The organism is Lysinibacillus sp. F12 (assembly GCF_057773605.1).
Map to the genome: position 1 here is coordinate 163152 of NZ_JBYMLP010000006.1, position 18604 is coordinate 181755.

Sequence of the window (18604 nt, forward strand, 5' to 3'; positions counted from 1 at the left end):
TTCTTTATAGGAAAAGGCTATGTTTATATGAGATGTTTGTGAAAAGGGTAAGGATTGCATCTAGCATATCGCGATTCATTTTCACTTTTATTTGTAAGGGAGGGACGGACGAGGAGTCCTAGTAGTTATGGAGAAAAATTGGTATGTTGTTCATACGTATTCAGGGTATGAGAACCGAGTAAAAGCAAACCTAGAAAAACGTGTAGAAACAATGGGAATGCAAGATAAAATCTTCCGAGTGATTGTTCCTGAGCATGAGGAAACAGAAATGAAGGATGGGAAAAAGCGTACGATGATGCGTAAAGTTTTCCCAGGTTATGTATTAGTAGAGCTTATTATGACAGATGATTCTTGGTATGTAGTGCGTAATACGCCGGGTGTAACAGGCTTTATCGGGTCCTCTGGTGGAGGAGCAAAACCAACACCTTTACTACCTGAAGAAGCGGATCGTCTATTACAACAAATGGGTATGACTGATAAGATTGTTGAAGTGGACATCTCTATTGGTGAGGCAGTTGAAGTATTAGAAGGGCCGTTCGCTCATTTCCAAGGACGTGTTGAAGAAATTGACACAGAAAAAGGAAAAATAAAAGTGTCAGTTGATATGTTTGGTCGCGAAACAATTATGGAGCTAGACTTCGAACAAATTCAAAAATTATAGTACAATTTCTAGAACTGTGACATGCCAATTGGTAGACGTTTCGCAGATTTTGTTAATTACTACTTGCTTAAAAAAATTAAAAGTGGTATCATTTCATAGGTCAGACTGTCATACTTTTGTTTGACGTCTGTAATGATAATTTTAATGTTATCGGCACTTAGCTGACAGACAGATATTGAGTGGGAGGGGCAACCCAATTACCACATCACGGACTTAAGGAGGTGTGTCTCGTGGCTAAAAAAGTTATTAAAGTTGTAAAACTTCAAATCCCTGCTGGTAAAGCTAATCCAGCTCCACCGGTTGGTCCTGCATTAGGTCAAGCAGGTGTGAACATCATGGGATTCTGTAAAGAATTCAACGCGCGTACTGCTGATCAAGCTGGTCTTATTATTCCAGTTGAAATTTCAGTATTCGAGGATCGTTCTTTCACTTTCATTACAAAAACTCCACCTGCAGCAGTTCTACTTAAAGTAGCAGCTGGTATCCAATCTGGATCTGGTGAACCAAATCGTAAAAAAGTGGCAACGGTTAAACGTGATAAAGTTCGCGAAATCGCTGAAACTAAAATGCCAGACCTTAACGCTGCTTCAGTAGAAGCTGCTATGTTAATGGTAGAAGGTACTGCACGAAGCATGGGTATTGTTATCGAAGACTAATCCCAGTTACTTGATGTTTTGTTTTTTGGAAGGTTGCGAAGTTTCTTTGTGAACACGCAACCTTTATTCGTGGGAGGTAAAATCCGTTATAACCACAATCAAGGAGGAAATATATAATGGCTAAAAAAGGTAAAAAACTGCAAGATGCAGCTAAATTAATTGATCGTAACTCACTATACAGTGCACAAGAAGCAATCGAACTTGCTCAAAAAACTAGCACAGTAAACTTCGACGCTACTGTAGAAGTTGCTTTCCGCTTAGGTATTGATACTCGTAAAAACGACCAACAAATCCGTGGTGCAGTAGTACTACCAAACGGTACTGGTAAAACTCAACGCGTATTAGTATTCGCGAAAGGTGAAAAACTTAAAGAAGCAGAAGCAGCTGGTGCTGATTATGTAGGTGATGCAGAGTACATCCAAAAAATCCAACAAGGTTGGTTTGATTTCGATGTAATCGTAGCAACTCCTGACATGATGGGTGAAGTTGGTAAACTTGGTCGTGTATTAGGACCTAAAGGCTTAATGCCAAACCCTAAAACTGGTACAGTTACTTTCGATGTAACAAAAGCTATCGAAGAAATCAAAGCTGGTAAAGTAGAATACCGTGCTGACAAAGCTGGTATCATCCACGCTCCTATCGGTAAAGTTTCTTTCTCTGCAGAAAAATTAGTAGAAAACTTCTTAGCTGTATTTGATGTAGTTCAAAAAGCAAAACCTGCTGCAGCTAAAGGTACTTACATGAAGTCTGTAAATATTACAACTACAATGGGTCCAGCTGTTAAAATTGACGCTGCTAACGTAGTAGTAAAATAATTTAAATATATATATTGACAACAGCAATGATTACATGATATAATCATTGCTGTTGTGAATTATCCATTTGTACCGTAGACAGTAGGAGTGACATGTCACTTAATGTTCCTACCGAGGACATCGGAATTCAGATTCTTATTTAAAGATGATGACTTTCAGCCTCTGTGTCTATTTGACGTAGGGGCTTTTCTTTTGTCGGTATAAATGACCCATTCTAATAGGAGGTGTCATCATGAGCAAAGCAATCGAAAACAAACAAGTACAAGTTCAAGAGATTACTGAGAAATTCCAAAACGCTTCTTCTGTAGTAGTAGTGGATTACCGTGGTCTTAATGTTGCACAAGTAACAGAGCTTCGTAAACAACTTCGTGAAGCTGGCGTTGAGTTCAAAGTATACAAAAACACTTTAACTCGTCGTGCTGCTGAAGCTGCTGGTCTTGAAGGAATCAACGACGTATTAGTTGGTCCTAACGCAATTGCGTTCTCAAATGAAGATGTTGTAGCGCCTGCTAAAATCATCAACGAGTTCGCTAAGAAAAACGAAGCTTTAGAAATTAAAGCAGGTATTATCGAAGGTACAATCTCTTCTGTTGAAGATGTTAAAGCACTTGCAGAACTTCCATCACGCGAAGGTCTACTTTCTATGCTTTTATCTGTACTTCAAGCTCCAGTGCGTAACTTCGCACTTGCAACAAAAGCTGTTGCAGATCAAAAAGAAGAACAAGGCGCGTAATTTAATACGTCCAAAAACTTCCGCGGCCTGACCGCAAAAAAATAAAACATTATCCAATTAGGAGGAAATTATAATGAACAAAGAGCAAATCTTAGAAGCTATCAAAGCTATGACAGTTCTTGAATTAAACGATTTAGTAAAAGCTATCGAAGAAGAATTCGGTGTAACAGCTGCTGCTCCTGTAGCAGTAGTTGCTGGTGGTGCTGCTGCAGCTGAAGAGAAAACAGAATTCGACGTAGTATTAGCATCTGCTGGTGCAGAAAAAATTAAAGTAATCAAAGTGGTTCGCGAAATCACTGGTTTAGGTCTTAAAGAAGCTAAAGAAGTAGTAGATAACGCTCCTAAAGCTCTTAAAGAAGGCGTTTCTAAAGATGAAGCTGAAGAAATCAAAACTAAACTTGAAGAAGTTGGCGCATCTGTAGAAGTTAAGTAATCTCGCGTTACTTTTAAACAAAAGGAAAGCTCGTCATATTGGCGAGCTTTTTTCTTCATTCTGAGGAGGCGTGAAAATGTCAGATCACTATTATACAAGTAATCCTCAAACTGAGAGTAAACCTCGTCATTGGACATTTCAATTACTAGGGCATTCGTTTTCATTTGAAACGGATGCAGGTGTATTTAGTAAAAGCGAAGTAGATTTTGGATCCCGTGTTTTAATAGACGCTTTTCAAATGCCTAATATTGATGGTGCAATTTTTGATATAGGGTGTGGATATGGGCCGATAGGATTATCCATCGCCAAAGCGAATCCAGACCGTACCGTTTGTATGATGGATATAAATGAACGTGCAGTTGCGCTTTCGCAAAAAAATGCGCAAGTGAACGGTGTTCAAAATGTACGAATATTTGTGAGTGACGGCCTATCGATGGTTGATAAAGATATAGAAGCAGCAGCTATCTTAACGAATCCGCCAATTCGTGCAGGGAAGGAAACGATTTTCCGCTTTTACGATGGAGCTTATGATAGACTAGTGTCATCTGGAGAGCTTTGGGTAGTAATTCAGAAGAAACAAGGAGCGCCATCGACAGTAAGTTACCTAGAGGGTAAATTTTCCGAAGTCGATGTTGTCGAGAAGAAAAAAGGATACTGGATAATACGAGCAAAAAAATAAATGAAATATGTATAATTTATTGACTTGACAAATCGGCTATGATAATATGATACAATGCAAAAATATTATTTTGAGGTCGTATGCCCTTTTTGTATAGAATTGTTTTAATATGGGTATACTTGCCAAGATAAGTTTAGTTAACCGAAAATGAGATCTTTTTGAAGACTCGTTTTCTTTTTGTCTTTCGAAATCATACACTATTTGTATGATTTTGCAAAGACCTAATATCGCTTTATTGAGGGGTGAATGAGTTGACAGGTCAACTAGTTCAGTACGGACAACACCGCCAGCGTAGAAGCTTTGCGCGTATTAAAGAGGTGCTTGAGCTTCCAAATCTGATTGAGATTCAAACGGCGTCTTACGAGTGGTTCCTTGAAGAAGGTTTACGTGAAATGTTCCGTGACATTTCGCCGATCGAGGACTTTACAGGCAATCTTTCATTAGAATTCATCGATTATTCATTAGGTGATCCTAAATATGATGTTGATGAGTGTAAAGAGCGAGATGTTACTTACGCAGCTCCATTACGTGTGAAAGTACGTCTTTACAACAAAGAAACAGACGAAGTGAAAGAACAGGATGTCTTCATGGGTGATTTCCCATTAATGACAGAAACGGGTACATTCATTATCAATGGTGCTGAACGTGTTATCGTTTCACAATTAGTTCGTTCACCAAGTGTGTATTTCCATGATAAAACGGATAAGAACGGTAAAAAAGGTTTTGGAGCTACAGTGATTCCAAACCGTGGTGCTTGGTTAGAGTATGAAACGGATGCAAAAGATGTGGTATATGTACGTATCGATCGTACTCGTAAACTACCAGTAACCGTATTACTTCGTGCATTAGGTTTTGGCTCAGACCAAGAAATTATCGATATTATCGGTGATAACGAGTATTTACGTAATACGTTAGAAAAAGATAACTCTGAAAGCACTGAAAAAGCACTTTTAGAAATCTACGAGCGTTTACGTCCAGGTGAACCACCAACAGTTGAAAGTGCGAAAAGTTTATTATACTCTCGTTTCTTCGACGCAAAACGCTATGATTTAGCGAATGTTGGACGCTACAAAATGAATAAAAAGCTTCATATTAAAAATCGTTTATTCAACCAAACGATTGCTGAAACGCTTGTAGACCCAGAAACAGGCGAAATTTTAGTAGAGAAAGGTACAGTGCTTGATCGCCGTACTTTAGATAAAATCCTACCTTACCTAGAAGATTCTTCGAAGGGTATTGGTTTCCGTACTTTATCACAAGTTGGTGGAGTACTTGAGGACGATGTAACAATCCAATCTATTAAAATTTATGCACCGAAAGATGAAGCCCAAAAAGAAATTAATATCATTAGTAATGCCTATATTGATGAAGAAGTAAAAAATATCACTCCTGCTGACGTATTGTCTTCAGTAAGCTATTTCTTCAACTTGCTTTATCAAGTAGGTGCAACAGATGATATTGACCATTTAGGTAACCGTCGTCTACGTTCTGTAGGTGAGTTACTACAAAACCAGTTCCGTATTGGATTATCTCGTATGGAACGTGTAGTACGTGAACGTATGTCTATTAACGACACAGCGGCTATCGTACCACAACAATTAATTAATATTCGTCCAGTCATTGCGTCAATTAAAGAGTTCTTCGGAAGCTCTCAATTATCACAATTCATGGACCAAACAAACCCGTTAGCAGAGTTAACGCATAAACGCCGATTATCTGCATTAGGGCCTGGTGGTTTAACACGTGAGCGTGCTGGTTTCGAAGTACGTGACGTTCACTACTCTCACTATGGTCGTATGTGTCCAATCGAGACACCAGAGGGGCCAAACATTGGTTTAATCAACTCATTATCTTCTTTCGCTAAAGTAAATAAATTTGGTTTCATCGAAACGCCTTACCGTCGTATTGACCATGAAACAGGTCAAGTAACGGATCAAATTGATTATCTAACAGCTGATGAAGAAGATAACTACTACGTAGCACAAGCAAACTCACCATTAAATCCAGATGGTAGCTTTGCAAATGACGAAGTAGTAGGTCGTTTCCGCGGAGATAACACAGTATTTAATAAAGCTCAAATGGACTACATGGACGTATCTCCTAAACAAGTAGTTTCTGCAGCGACTGCGTGTATCCCATTCTTAGAAAACGATGACTCTAACCGTGCACTTATGGGTGCAAACATGCAACGTCAAGCAGTTCCACTTCTTAACCCAGAGGCACCATTCGTTGGTACGGGTATGGAACACGTGGATGCACGTGATTCAGGTGCAGCTGTAGTAGCGAAGTATGATGGTATTGTTGAGCATGTTGAAGCTCGCTCTATCCATGTTCGCCGCATTGAAGTTGTTGACGGCAAAGAGGTTAAAGGCGATTTAACAAAATATAAATTACAAAAATTCATTCGTTCAAACCAAGGTACTTCATATAACCAACGTCCGCTTGTAAAAGTAGGTGAACGTGTGAAGCCTCGCGATATTTTAGCAGATGGTCCATCAATGGAAAAAGGCGAATTAGCTCTTGGACGTAACGTACTTGTTGCATTCATGACTTGGAACGGCTTTAACTATGAGGATGCTGTTATTATGAGTGAGCGCCTTGTAAAAGACGATGTTTATACATCTGTTCATATTGAAGAATATGAATCAGAGTCTCGTGATACAAAACTTGGACCTGAAGAAATCACTCGTGATATTCCGAATGTCGGGGAAGATGCACTTCGTAACCTAGACGAACGTGGTATTATCCGTATTGGTGCGGAAGTACGTGACGGTGATATTCTTGTAGGGAAAGTAACGCCTAAAGGAGTTACAGAATTAACTGCTGAAGAGCGTTTATTACATGCTATTTTCGGTGAAAAAGCTCGTGAGGTTCGTGATACATCATTACGTGTCCCTCATGGTGCTGGCGGTATCATTCTGGATGTTAAAGTATTTAACCGTGAAGATGGCGATGAATTACCACCAGGTGTTAACCAATTAGTTCGTGCTTACATTGTTCAAAAACGTAAAATTCGCGTTGGGGACAAAATGGCCGGACGTCATGGTAACAAAGGGGTTATCTCTCGTATCTTGCCAGAAGAAGATATGCCGTTCATGCCAGATGGCACGCCTGTTGATATCATGTTAAATCCACTTGGTGTACCTTCTCGTATGAATATCGGACAAGTTTTAGAATTACACTTAGGTATGGCTTCTCGCTACCTAGGCGTCCACATGGCAACACCAGTATTTGATGGTGCGAATGAAGAAGACGTTTGGGAAACAATGGAAGAAGCAGGGATGAACCGTGACGGTAAAACTATCCTGTATGATGGCCGTTCTGGTGAACCATTTGATAACCGTGTATCTGTTGGTATCATGTATATGATCAAACTTGCTCACATGGTTGACGATAAACTTCACGCGCGTTCAACGGGTCCTTACTCACTTGTTACGCAGCAACCACTTGGTGGTAAAGCGCAATTTGGTGGACAACGTTTTGGTGAGATGGAAGTATGGGCACTTGAAGCATATGGTGCCGCTTATACACTTCAAGAAATCTTAACAGTTAAATCCGATGACGTTGTTGGTCGTGTGAAAACGTATGAAGCCATCGTTAAGGGTGAAAGTGTACCAGAGCCAGGGGTTCCTGAATCATTCAAAGTATTGATTAAAGAACTTCAATCTCTTGGTATGGACGTTAAGATGTTAACAGTTAATGATGAAGAAGTAGAGCTTCGTGATTTAGACGAAGAAGAAGATCTTCAACCAGCTGATGCACTTAACATCGCACCACAGCCAGATACTGAAGAAGAGCCAGTAGAGTCTTTTGAATAATGGAAACCAAAATTCACAATGGTGAAGAAGGTCAAACTTATTTTCAAATTAGCCGGGCAGGATTTAACGCCCTGCCTGGCTTTTTCTTTTAATAAATCATTCTATTTCTAATCCTTTGTCAAAGAGGAAATTCTTTGCAAACGATTATCGAGCTGCGTAAAAGAGTCTTTATAAAGACCTATACTAGAGGGAGGTAGGCTCCTTGATAGACGTTAATGAATTTGAATATATGAAAATCGGTTTAGCATCCCCTGACAAGATTCGCTCTTGGTCATATGGTGAGGTTAAAAAACCTGAAACAATTAACTACCGTACGTTAAAACCAGAAAAAGATGGTTTATTCTGTGAACGTATTTTTGGGCCAACTAAGGATTGGGAATGTCATTGTGGTAAGTATAAACGTGTCCGCTATAAAGGCGTAGTTTGTGACCGCTGTGGTGTTGAAGTAACGCGTGCTAAAGTTCGTCGTGAACGTATGGGTCATATCGAATTAGCTGCACCAGTTTCTCATATCTGGTACTTCAAAGGTATTCCTAGCCGTATGGGTCTAATTTTAGATATGTCACCGCGTGCACTTGAAGAAGTGATTTATTTCGCTTCCTACGTTGTGATTGATGCTGGTGCTACAAATTTAGAAAGCAAACAATTACTTTCTGAAAAAGAGTACCGCGCATACCGTGAAAAGTTCGGAAATACATTCGAAGCTTCAATGGGTGCAGAAGCAATTAAAAAATTATTAGGCAAAATTGACCTAGAAGATGAAACTCATTCTTTAAAAGAGGAGTTAAAATCTGCACAAGGTCAAAGACGTACGCGTGCTATCAAACGTTTAGAAGTTGTTGAATCATTCCGTAACTCAGGTAACTCACCTGAATGGATGATTTTAGATGTACTACCTGTAATTCCACCCGAGCTTCGCCCAATGGTGCAATTAGATGGTGGACGTTTTGCAACTTCAGATTTAAACGATCTATACCGTCGTGTTATCAACCGTAATAACCGATTAAAACGTTTATTAGATTTAGGTGCTCCAAGCATCATCGTACAAAACGAAAAACGTATGTTACAAGAAGCTGTTGACGCATTAATTGATAATGGTCGTCGCGGACGCCCTGTAACAGGTCCTGGTAACCGTCCACTAAAATCACTTTCACATATGTTGAAAGGTAAACAAGGTCGTTTCCGTCAAAATCTACTTGGTAAACGTGTTGACTATTCCGGTCGTTCCGTTATCGTAGTAGGTCCAAACTTAAAAATGTACCAATGTGGTCTACCTAAAGAAATGGCTATTGAGTTATTCAAGCCTTTCGTTATGAAGGAATTAGTAGAACGTGGCCTAGCTCATAATATTAAATCTGCTAAGCGTAAAATCGAACGTTTAAACAACGACGTTTGGGACGTACTAGAAGATGTTATTCGTGAGCATCCAGTATTACTAAACCGTGCACCAACGCTACACCGTCTTGGTATTCAAGCATTTGAACCAACACTAGTAGAAGGTCGTGCTATTCGTCTTCACCCATTAGTATGTACAGCATATAACGCTGACTTCGATGGTGACCAAATGGCCGTTCACGTACCATTGTCTGCAGAAGCTCAAGCTGAGGCTCGTCTTCTAATGCTTGCTGCGCAAAACATTCTGAACCCTAAAGACGGTAAACCTGTTGTAACACCTTCACAAGATATGGTATTAGGAAACTACTACTTAACGCTTGAACGTGAAAGTGCACGTGGAGAAGGTACTATTTTCTACGGTCCAAACGAAGTATTAATCGCATATGATACAGGTCATGTGCATTTGCATACACGTATTGCTATTAAAGCTGGTTCGTTAAATAATCCAACCTTCACAGAGGAACAAAATAACATGTTCCTATTAACGACTGTTGGTAAAGTGATCTTTAACGAAATCTTGCCTGAATCATTCCCTTATATCAATGAGCCGACTGATTTTAACTTAGAGCAAGTAACACCAGAAAAATACTTTGTGAATTTAACAATTGACGAAGAAACACTAAAAGAGCTTGAATCAGATAGTGCTTATAATAGCCTTGATGAAAAAGGGAAAATTGATGCACAACGTACAGCTGTATTGCGCAAGCATTTTGAATCTGTACCAGTTGTAAATCCATTCCGTAAAAAGTTCTTAGGAAATATCATTGCTGAAGTATTTAAACGTTTCCACATTACTGAAACATCTAAAATGCTTGACCGCATGAAAAACCTAGGATTCAAATATTCAACTCGTGCCGGTATTACTGTTGGTGTATCTGATATCGTGGTATTACCTGACAAAGGTGAAATTTTAGCAGTAGCTCAAGAAAAGGTTGATAAAGTTCAAGCGCAATTCCGCCGTGGTTTCATCACAGAGGATGAACGTTATGACCGTGTTATCTCAAGCTGGAGTGCTGCGAAAGATGAAATCCAAGCCAAGCTGATGAAGTCTCTTGAGAAAACAAACCCAATCTTCATGATGTCTGACTCAGGTGCCCGTGGTAACGCATCTAACTTTACACAGTTAGCAGGTATGCGTGGTCTGATGGCCAACCCGGCTGGTCGTATCATCGAACTACCAATTAAATCTTCATTCCGTGAAGGTTTAACAGTATTAGAGTACTTCATCTCAACTCACGGTGCTCGTAAAGGTCTTGCCGATACAGCCCTAAAAACTGCCGATTCAGGTTACTTAACTCGTCGTCTTGTTGACGTTGCACAGGATGTTATTGTGCGCGAAGATGACTGTGGTACTGACCGTGGTTTAACAATTGGTGCATTAATGGAAGGCACAGAGCTAATCGAGGCTCTAGATGAGCGTATTGTTGGTCGTCATACGAAGAAAACAATCGTACATCCTGAAACTGGTGAAGTGATTCTAAATAAAGACGGTTTAATCGATCAAGATGTGGCTCGTGCAATTATCGAAGCTGGTATCGAAGAAGTGACTATCCGTTCAGCATTTACATGTAATACAAAACATGGCGTATGTAAAAAATGTTACGGCATGAACTTAGCAACAGGTGAAAAGGTTGAGGTTGGAGAGGCAGTTGGTATTATTGCCGCTCAATCAATCGGTGAACCAGGTACACAGTTAACAATGCGTACATTCCATACAGGTGGGGTTGCCGGGGACGATATTACACAAGGTCTTCCACGTATCCAGGAGATCTTTGAAGCACGTAATCCAAAAGGTCAATCTGTTATTTCAGAGATCGCAGGTACTGTTTCAGATATCACAGAAATCCGTGAAGGCTTAAAAGAAATTACGATTCAAGGTGACGTAGAAACTCGTAAGTACCAAGCGCCTTATAATGCACGTCTTAAAGTTATCGAAGGTGATAATGTGGAGCGTGGTCAAGTTTTAACAGAGGGTTCTATCGATCCAAAACAATTATTAAAAGTCAAAGACGTTTCAACTGTTCAAGAATATTTATTAAAAGAAGTTCAAAAAGTATACCGTATGCAAGGGGTAGAAATTGGAGATAAACATATCGAGGTAATGGTTCGCCAAATGCTTCGTAAAGTACGTGTAATTGAAGCTGGAGATACAGATTTATTACCAGGTTCATTACTAGATATCCACCAGTTCGCAGAGGCAAACGCAGATGCTGTTATGGATGGCAAAAACCCTGCAACTTGTCGTCCTGTAATCCTAGGTATTACAAAAGCTTCTCTTGAAACAGAATCATTCTTATCAGCAGCATCATTCCAAGAAACAACACGTGTGTTAACAGATGCAGCAATTAAGGGTAAACGTGACGAGCTTCTTGGATTAAAAGAGAACGTAATTATCGGTAAACTTGTTCCTGCAGGTACTGGTATGCAACGTTACCGTCAAATCCGCATTGAAAAAGATGAGCTTGACACAGAAGTCGTTTCTGCTGAATAGATAGTAAAAATAGCGCCGAAGAGATGGAATTCCACCGTCTCTTCGGACTTTTTAAAGATATTAGTTGACAGTATAAAATGGTAATGATAATATATTGAAGGTTGATAGTTAACTGTCTGTACTTCGGAGGATATGAAAATGTCTTATGATAAAGTAAGGGCTAGTCAAACAATCATAGGTACAAAGCAAGCAGTAAAAGCAATGCGAGCCGGTTCAGTGAAAGAACTCCTTGTGGCACTTGATGCAGACAATTGGGTAACCGATTTGGCCATATCTTTCGCGAGAGAAATCGGTATACCAGTTATTCTTGTTGAGTCCAAAAAGGAACTGGGCAAGGCCTGTGGAATCCATGTTGGAGCTGCGGTAGTTGCGATTACTGTAGAGTAGTTTTTGTGTGTTAAGCACAAAGACTTTGTTTTTACCCAAAAAATGAACCACCTGGATGTGTGGTATTAACAAGGAATAAATGAAGGGAGGAAATACCGATGCCTACAATTAACCAATTAGTACGTAAGCCTCGTCAATCTAAAATCACGAAATCAAAATCACCAGCGTTAAACAAAGGATATAACTCATTTAAAAAATCTTTAACTGATGTTAAGTCTCCTCAAAAACGCGGTGTTTGTACTCGTGTTGGTACAATGACACCTCGTAAACCAAACTCAGCGTTACGTAAATACGCTCGTGTACGTTTAACTAACCAAATTGAGGTTACAGCTTATATCCCAGGTGAAGGCCACAACTTACAAGAGCACAGCGTTGTTCTTATCCGTGGCGGACGCGTAAAAGACTTAGCGGGTGTTCGTTACCATATCGTACGTGGTGCTCTTGATACAGCTGGTGTAAACGGTCGTTTACAATCACGTTCTAAATACGGAACAAAACGCCCTAAAGAAAAAAAATAATTTAACGTTCAATAACGTTATTTAAAACTGAGCCTTATACTAAATGTCACAAATATCGAATCTTGCTAGCAGATTTGATATTTGATGGACGAATATAAAAGGCCAACTTATAAAATAATCGATATTTATTCGAAAGGAGGAAAACACATGCCTCGTAAAGGTCCTGTTTCCAAACGTGACGTGTTACCAGATCCAATTTATAGTTCAAAACTAGTAACTCGTTTAATCAATAAAATGATGGTTGATGGTAAAAGAGGTACTTCTCAAAAGATTTTATACGGTGCGTTCGAAATTGTTAAAGAACGTTCTGGTGAAAATCCAATTGAAGTATTCGAAGCTGCTCTAAATAACGTAATGCCAGTTCTTGAAGTACGCGCTCGCCGTGTTGGTGGTTCTAACTACCAAGTACCGGTTGAAGTACGTCCAGAACGTCGTACAACTTTAGGTCTTCGTTACCTAGTTAACTATGCTCGTCTTCGTGGTGAAAAAACTATGGAAGAACGTTTAGCTAACGAAATTCTTGATGCTTCTAACAATACTGGTGCATCAGTTAAGAAACGTGAAGATATGCACAAAATGGCAGAAGCGAACAAAGCATTCGCTCACTACCGCTGGTAATTTAACCTATGTGTTAGCAAATTGGCTAGCACAAGGTCTCTTATACAGTCTTTACCCCAATATGGAAGGAGAAATTTCCTATGAAACGCGAATTCTCACTTGAGAATACTCGTAATATTGGGATCATGGCTCACATTGATGCTGGTAAAACAACAACAACTGAGCGTATCCTTTATTACACTGGTAAGATTCACAAAATCGGTGAAACTCATGAAGGCGCTTCTCAAATGGACTGGATGGAGCAAGAGCAAGAACGTGGTATTACAATCACTTCTGCAGCAACAACAGCCCAATGGGCAGGCCATCGTGTAAACATCATCGATACTCCTGGACACGTAGACTTCACTGTAGAAGTAGAACGTTCATTACGCGTACTTGACGGTGCTGTAACAGTACTAGATGCTCAATCTGGTGTTGAGCCTCAAACTGAAACTGTATGGCGTCAAGCTACAACTTATGGTGTTCCACGTATTGTATTCATTAATAAAATGGATAAAACAGGAGCAGACTTCTTATATTCTGTAGGAACTCTACATGATCGTTTACAAGCAAACGCTCACCCTATTCAATTACCAATCGGAGCTGAAGATCAGTTCTCAGCAATCATTGACTTGGTTGAAATGAAAGCTACTTTCTATGGTGACGAAAAAGGTACAGCAGTAACTGAGGGAGAAATTCCTGAAGAATACCGCGCACAAGCTGAAGAGTACCGTGAAAAATTAATCGATGCTGTTGCAAGTGTTGATGAAGATATCATGGAAAAATATTTAGAAGGCGAAGAAATTACTGTTGCGGAACTTAAAGCGGCAATCCGTCGTGCTACAATCGCAGTAGAATTCTACCCAGTAATCTGTGGTACAGCGTTCAAACACAAAGGTGTACGCCCAATGTTAAATGCTGTTATCGATTACTTACCATCTCCAGTAGATGTACCAGCAATCAAAGGTACTTCTGTTGATGGTGACGAAGAGTTAGAACGTAAATCTTCTGATGATGAGCCATTCTCAGCTCTTGCATTCAAAGTTATGACTGACCCGTTCGTAGGTAAATTAACGTTCTTCCGTGTGTACTCTGGAACATTAGATTCAGGTTCATACGTACAAAACTCTTCTAAAGGTAAACGTGAGCGTGTAGGTCGTATCCTACAAATGCACGCTAACTCTCGTGAAGAGATTTCTAAAGTATTCGCTGGGGACATCGCAGCAGCAGTAGGTCTTAAAGATACTACTACTGGTGATACTCTTTGTGACGAGAAAAACCTAGTTATTCTTGAATCAATGGAATTCCCTGAGCCAGTAATTTCTCTTTCTGTAGAACCAAAATCAAAAGCTGACCAAGATAAAATGGGTCAAGCTTTACAAAAACTTCAAGAAGAGGATCCAACTTTCCGTGCTCATACTGACACAGAAACTGGACAAACAATCATCTCAGGTATGGGTGAACTTCACCTTGATATCTTAGTTGACCGTATGCGCCGTGAATTTAAAGTAGAAGCTAACGTAGGTGCTCCAATGGTATCTTACCGTGAAACATTCCGTAGCTCTGCAAAAGTTCAAGGTAAATTCACTCGCCAATCTGGTGGTCGTGGACAATATGGTGACGTAACGATTGAGTTCTCTCCAAATGAAGAAGGTAAAGGCTTTGAATTCGAAAACGCTATCGTTGGTGGTGTAATTCCTCGTGAATACATTCCTGCAGTTGAAGCAGGTCTTCGTGACTCTCTTGACCGCGGTGTAGTAGCTGGTTACCCTCTAATCGATATTAAAGCGAAATTAGTATTCGGTTCTTACCATGACGTTGACTCGAATGAGATGGCGTTCAAAATCGCTGCATCTATGGCTCTTAAAGAAGCATCTAAACAATGTGATGCTGTTATCTTAGAACCAATGATGAAAGTAGAAGTTGTAATTCCAGAAGAATACCTTGGTGATATCATGGGTAACATTACTTCTCGTCGCGGACGCGTTGAGGGTATGGATGCTCGCGGTAACTCACAAGTTGTTCGTGCTATGGTTCCTTTAGCAGAAATGTTTGGTTATGCAACGACTCTTCGTTCTGCAACGCAAGGTCGTGGTGTATTCTCAATGACATTTGATCATTATGAAGAAGTACCAAAATCAATTGCTGCTGAAATCATCAAAAAAAATAAAGGTGAATAATTGAATTTTCATCTTGCATAAAGTATAACTAATTTGTAAGCTATGATTGCAGGATAGGGGATGGGCCCGTTCTCTATCAGCATTCATTCTATAAATTTCAAAAATAAAACATATAATTTTGAGGAGGCAATCTCTAATGGCTAAAGAAAAATTTGACCGTTCTAAAACGCATGCTAACATTGGTACAATCGGACACGTTGACCATGGTAAAACTACTTTAACTGCTGCTATCGCTACAGTTCTTTCTAAAAAAATGGGTGGTACAGCTAAATCATACGCTGACATCGATAACGCTCCTGAAGAAAAAGAGCGTGGTATCACAATCAATACTTCTCACGTAGAATATGAAACAGAAACTCGTCACTATGCACACGTTGACTGCCCAGGACACGCTGACTATGTTAAAAACATGATCACTGGTGCTGCACAAATGGACGGCGGTATCTTAGTAGTATCTGCTGCTGATGGCCCAATGCCACAAACTCGTGAACACATCCTTTTATCTCGTCAAGTAGGTGTTCCATACTTAGTAGTATTCATGAACAAATGTGATATGGTTGATGACGAAGAATTATTAGAATTAGTAGAAATGGAAATCCGTGACCTACTATCTGAATATGACTTCCCAGGTGACGATATTCCTGTAATCAAAGGTTCTGCTCTTAAAGCTCTTGAAGGTGAACCAGAATGGGAAGAAAAAATCGTTGAATTAATGGACGCTGTAGATTCTTACATTCCAACTCCAGAACGTCAAACTGACAAACCATTCATGATGCCAGTAGAGGACGTATTCTCTATCACTGGTCGTGGTACAGTTGCAACTGGCCGTGTTGAACGTGGTCAAGTTAAAGTTGGTGACGTAGTTGAAATCATCGGTATCGCTGAAGAAGCTAAATCTACTACTGTAACTGGTGTAGAAATGTTCCGTAAATTATTAGACTATGCTGAAGCTGGTGACAACATCGGTGCATTACTTCGTGGTGTAGCTCGTGAAGAAATCCAACGTGGTCAAGTATTAGCTAAACCAGGTTCAATTACTCCACACACTAACTTCAAAGCTGAAGTTTATGTTTTATCAAAAGAAGAGGGTGGCCGTCATACTCCATTCTTCTCTAACTACCGTCCTCAGTTCTACTTCCGTACAACTGACGTAACAGGTATCTGTAACTTACCAGAAGGCGTTGAAATGGTAATGCCTGGTGATAACATCGAAATGACAGTTGAACTTATCGCTCCAATCGCTCTTGAAGAAGGTACTAAATTCTCTATCCGTGAGGGTGGCCGTACTGTAGGCGCTGGCGTAGTTGCTTCTATCCAAAAATAATTTTAGCTTTTGCTAATGTTCAAACCAATCTGTAGGGACGCTTACAGATTGGTTTTTTATGTTAAAATATAAGTAATTTAAAGTTTTAATTAGTGTATGAATACATATCAGCCAGCATGTCATCTAGGTAAACTATTTAAGTGGAAAGGGATTTGAATATGGAGATGAAAATTTTACTGATTGAAGATGATCCATCGATATATAGTATGATTGAAGAACGTTTTGCACAATGGTCATTACAAGTTGTAGGACCCAAAAATTTTCAAAAGGTGATGGATGACTTTATAGAAGTAAAGCCACATCTTGTACTAATCGATATTCAATTACCAGCCTATGATGGCTTTCATTGGTGTCGAGAAATTCGTCATCTATCCAATGTGCCAATCCTTTTTCTATCTTCTCGAGATCATCCAATGGATATGGTGATGGCAATGCAAATGGGGGCAGATGATTTTATACAGAAACCCTTTCATATGGAAGTATTGCTCGCTAAAGCACAGGCTATTTTACGAAGAACCTATGACTATGTTGAAGCGAAAATGGATGTTACACGATTTAATGATGCTGTTATTGATTATGCAAGGAGTGAAATTATTTGTGATGGAGCTATAGCTTCTTTAACAAAAAATGAACTCTTTATTTTGCGCATTTTAGTGGAACAGGCTAATCATATCGTTTCAAGAGATGAACTAATGAGAAAACTGTGGGATGATGAGCGTTTTGTAAACGATAATACGTTATCGGTGAATGTTAACAGGTTACGTGCAAAGCTAGAGGATATTGGCTTACATGAAGTGATTCTAACAAAAAAGGGACTTGGATATATAGCAGTAACTCAAGGGACGTGAATTATATTGTTACTATTGTTTATAAGAGAGCGCTTTGCATGGATAGGGTTTTTTACATTTATGATGATACTGTTAAACGTGCTATTTTCTTTAGATGTTGGTTTAAATAGTGTTTCTATTTGGTATGTAAATGTAAGTATGCTTGTTAGTTTCATACTCTTCTTCTTATGGCGTTTCTTCCTCGAAGTTGGGAAATTAAATGATTTCCTGGGAAATATGGATAGCCACCTTGATGAAGCCCATAGAAGTAGCTTATCTTTGTCACCTTTTCAAGAAGTTAGCTTTCGAAAAATGGAGGATGTCTTTCATGAAAAGAATATGGAATTAAATCAGGCCAAAGTACAGCTACAAGAGTATTCAGATGAGTTGCTGGCATGGGTTCATGAAGTAAAAGGGCCTTTAACAACCATTAATTTAATGTTAGACCATGTGGAGGATTTATCAACACGTCGAAAATTAGAAAAAGAATGGTTGAGACTCCATCTGTTAGTCGATCAACAGCTACACCAAACACGACTTACTTTTATAGAAAAGGACAATTATTTAACTGAGATTGAGCTAAAACCAGTTGTTAATAAAGAGATTCGAGCTATGCAAGCCTGGTGTATAGAAAAGGGAATCGGTTTTGAAGTAGATGAACTGACTGAAAAGGTTATGACAGATGGAAAATGGCTATCGTTTATTGTACGACAAATTCTCTCTAACGCCATAAAATATAGTTCAGCCAATTCAGAGGTAGCGATTTTTACTGAACTTGACCCAACAGGTGCTACATTATTACATATTAAAGATGTGGGCATTGGGATACCTTCGGAGGATTTACCTAGGATTTTTCAAAAATCGTATACAGGAAACGTGGGGCGGGAGTCAAGTCAATCTACAGGTATGGGTCTTTATCTAGCATATAATGTAGCAAAAAAAATAGGTATCCGTATAAATGTACAATCGACTGTAGGAGAGGGTTCATTATTTACGCTACGGTTCCCATTACAAAATGAATATGTCAAACTAACAGGTAGATGACGAAATTGTCACCTACCTTTTTATATTGTCATCTAAAACGCACGAA

15 protein-coding genes and 1 other annotated feature are annotated in these 18604 nt (G+C 39.4%); all 15 genes read left to right on the forward strand.

Annotated features, from left to right (window positions below):
* Window positions 1-127 precede the first annotated feature (127 nt).
* The 15 genes from nusG to AC3CH7_RS21410 all read left to right on the forward strand — a co-directional run bounded on the left by nusG (window position 128) and on the right by AC3CH7_RS21410 (window position 18558).
* The gene (gene nusG, locus AC3CH7_RS21340) at window positions 128-661 is read left to right on the forward strand and encodes a transcription termination/antitermination protein NusG (RefSeq protein ID WP_031416728.1); all 534 of its coding nucleotides are present in this window, start codon (window positions 128-130) and stop codon (window positions 659-661) included.
* 230 nt (window positions 662-891) lie between these two features.
* Window positions 892-1317: a 50S ribosomal protein L11 gene (gene rplK, locus AC3CH7_RS21345; protein ID WP_004233593.1), complete on the forward strand. Its 426-nt coding sequence runs from the start codon at window positions 892-894 to the stop codon at window positions 1315-1317.
* Between the two features lie 116 nt (window positions 1318-1433).
* Window positions 1434-2132, forward strand: coding sequence for a 50S ribosomal protein L1 (gene rplA / locus AC3CH7_RS21350; protein ID WP_031416727.1), 699 nt, complete (start codon window positions 1434-1436; stop codon window positions 2130-2132).
* 54 nt (window positions 2133-2186) lie between these two features.
* Window positions 2187-2332, forward strand: a sequence feature (ribosomal protein L10 leader region).
* Between the two features lie 32 nt (window positions 2333-2364).
* The gene (gene rplJ / locus AC3CH7_RS21355) at window positions 2365-2865 is read left to right on the forward strand and encodes a 50S ribosomal protein L10 (RefSeq protein WP_012296080.1); all 501 of its coding nucleotides are present in this window, start codon (window positions 2365-2367) and stop codon (window positions 2863-2865) included.
* Window positions 2866-2938: 73 nt separating this feature from the next.
* Window positions 2939-3298 carry a 50S ribosomal protein L7/L12 gene (gene rplL, locus AC3CH7_RS21360; RefSeq protein ID WP_012296079.1) on the forward strand — a complete coding sequence of 120 codons (360 nt, stop codon included), beginning with the start codon at window positions 2939-2941 and terminating at the stop codon, window positions 3296-3298.
* A gap of 76 nt (window positions 3299-3374) precedes the next feature.
* Complete coding sequence (locus AC3CH7_RS21365) at window positions 3375-3977, forward strand: class I SAM-dependent methyltransferase (RefSeq protein ID WP_031416726.1); 603 nt, start codon at window positions 3375-3377, stop codon at window positions 3975-3977.
* Between the two features lie 242 nt (window positions 3978-4219).
* Complete coding sequence (gene rpoB / locus AC3CH7_RS21370) at window positions 4220-7795, forward strand: DNA-directed RNA polymerase subunit beta (RefSeq protein WP_012296077.1); 3576 nt, start codon at window positions 4220-4222, stop codon at window positions 7793-7795.
* A gap of 202 nt (window positions 7796-7997) precedes the next feature.
* Window positions 7998-11681: a DNA-directed RNA polymerase subunit beta' gene (gene rpoC, locus AC3CH7_RS21375; protein WP_031416724.1), complete on the forward strand. Its 3684-nt coding sequence runs from the start codon at window positions 7998-8000 to the stop codon at window positions 11679-11681.
* 138 nt (window positions 11682-11819) lie between these two features.
* Window positions 11820-12068: a ribosomal L7Ae/L30e/S12e/Gadd45 family protein gene (locus tag AC3CH7_RS21380; protein WP_036165052.1), complete on the forward strand. Its 249-nt coding sequence runs from the start codon at window positions 11820-11822 to the stop codon at window positions 12066-12068.
* 98 nt (window positions 12069-12166) lie between these two features.
* Entirely contained in the window at window positions 12167-12586 is a 420-nt protein-coding gene (gene rpsL / locus AC3CH7_RS21385) for a 30S ribosomal protein S12 (RefSeq protein WP_010860613.1), read from the forward strand.
* 147 nt (window positions 12587-12733) lie between these two features.
* The gene (rpsG, locus tag AC3CH7_RS21390) at window positions 12734-13204 is read left to right on the forward strand and encodes a 30S ribosomal protein S7 (protein WP_025116448.1); all 471 of its coding nucleotides are present in this window, start codon (window positions 12734-12736) and stop codon (window positions 13202-13204) included.
* A gap of 80 nt (window positions 13205-13284) precedes the next feature.
* Window positions 13285-15363 (forward strand): elongation factor G, encoded by a 2079-nt coding sequence (fusA, locus tag AC3CH7_RS21395; protein WP_012296073.1) that lies wholly within the window; start codon window positions 13285-13287, stop codon window positions 15361-15363.
* A gap of 136 nt (window positions 15364-15499) precedes the next feature.
* Window positions 15500-16687, forward strand: a complete 1188-nt coding sequence (tuf, locus tag AC3CH7_RS21400; protein ID WP_004233614.1) for an elongation factor Tu — start codon at window positions 15500-15502, stop codon at window positions 16685-16687.
* 158 nt (window positions 16688-16845) lie between these two features.
* Window positions 16846-17535 (forward strand): response regulator transcription factor, encoded by a 690-nt coding sequence (locus tag AC3CH7_RS21405; RefSeq protein ID WP_031416722.1) that lies wholly within the window; start codon window positions 16846-16848, stop codon window positions 17533-17535.
* Between the two features lie 60 nt (window positions 17536-17595).
* A complete protein-coding gene (locus AC3CH7_RS21410; RefSeq protein ID WP_257216164.1) occupies window positions 17596-18558 on the forward strand; it encodes a sensor histidine kinase in 963 nt (320 codons plus the stop codon).
* Window positions 18559-18604 lie beyond the last annotated feature (46 nt).

Coding starts and splice junctions, on each gene's coding strand:
- nusG (WP_031416728.1), top strand. CDS start 128: ATGGAGAAAAATTGGTATGTTGTTCATACGTATTCAGGGTATGAGAAC.
- rplA (WP_031416727.1), top strand. CDS start 1,434: ATGGCTAAAAAAGGTAAAAAACTGCAAGATGCAGCTAAATTAATTGAT.
- rplJ (WP_012296080.1), top strand. CDS start 2,365: ATGAGCAAAGCAATCGAAAACAAACAAGTACAAGTTCAAGAGATTACT.
- rplL (WP_012296079.1), top strand. CDS start 2,939: ATGAACAAAGAGCAAATCTTAGAAGCTATCAAAGCTATGACAGTTCTT.
- AC3CH7_RS21365 (WP_031416726.1), top strand. CDS start 3,375: ATGTCAGATCACTATTATACAAGTAATCCTCAAACTGAGAGTAAACCT.
- AC3CH7_RS21380 (WP_036165052.1), top strand. CDS start 11,820: ATGTCTTATGATAAAGTAAGGGCTAGTCAAACAATCATAGGTACAAAG.
- rpsL (WP_010860613.1), top strand. CDS start 12,167: ATGCCTACAATTAACCAATTAGTACGTAAGCCTCGTCAATCTAAAATC.
- rpsG (WP_025116448.1), top strand. CDS start 12,734: ATGCCTCGTAAAGGTCCTGTTTCCAAACGTGACGTGTTACCAGATCCA.
- fusA (WP_012296073.1), top strand. CDS start 13,285: ATGAAACGCGAATTCTCACTTGAGAATACTCGTAATATTGGGATCATG.
- tuf (WP_004233614.1), top strand. CDS start 15,500: ATGGCTAAAGAAAAATTTGACCGTTCTAAAACGCATGCTAACATTGGT.
- AC3CH7_RS21405 (WP_031416722.1), top strand. CDS start 16,846: ATGGAGATGAAAATTTTACTGATTGAAGATGATCCATCGATATATAGT.
- AC3CH7_RS21410 (WP_257216164.1), top strand. CDS start 17,596: ATGATGATACTGTTAAACGTGCTATTTTCTTTAGATGTTGGTTTAAAT.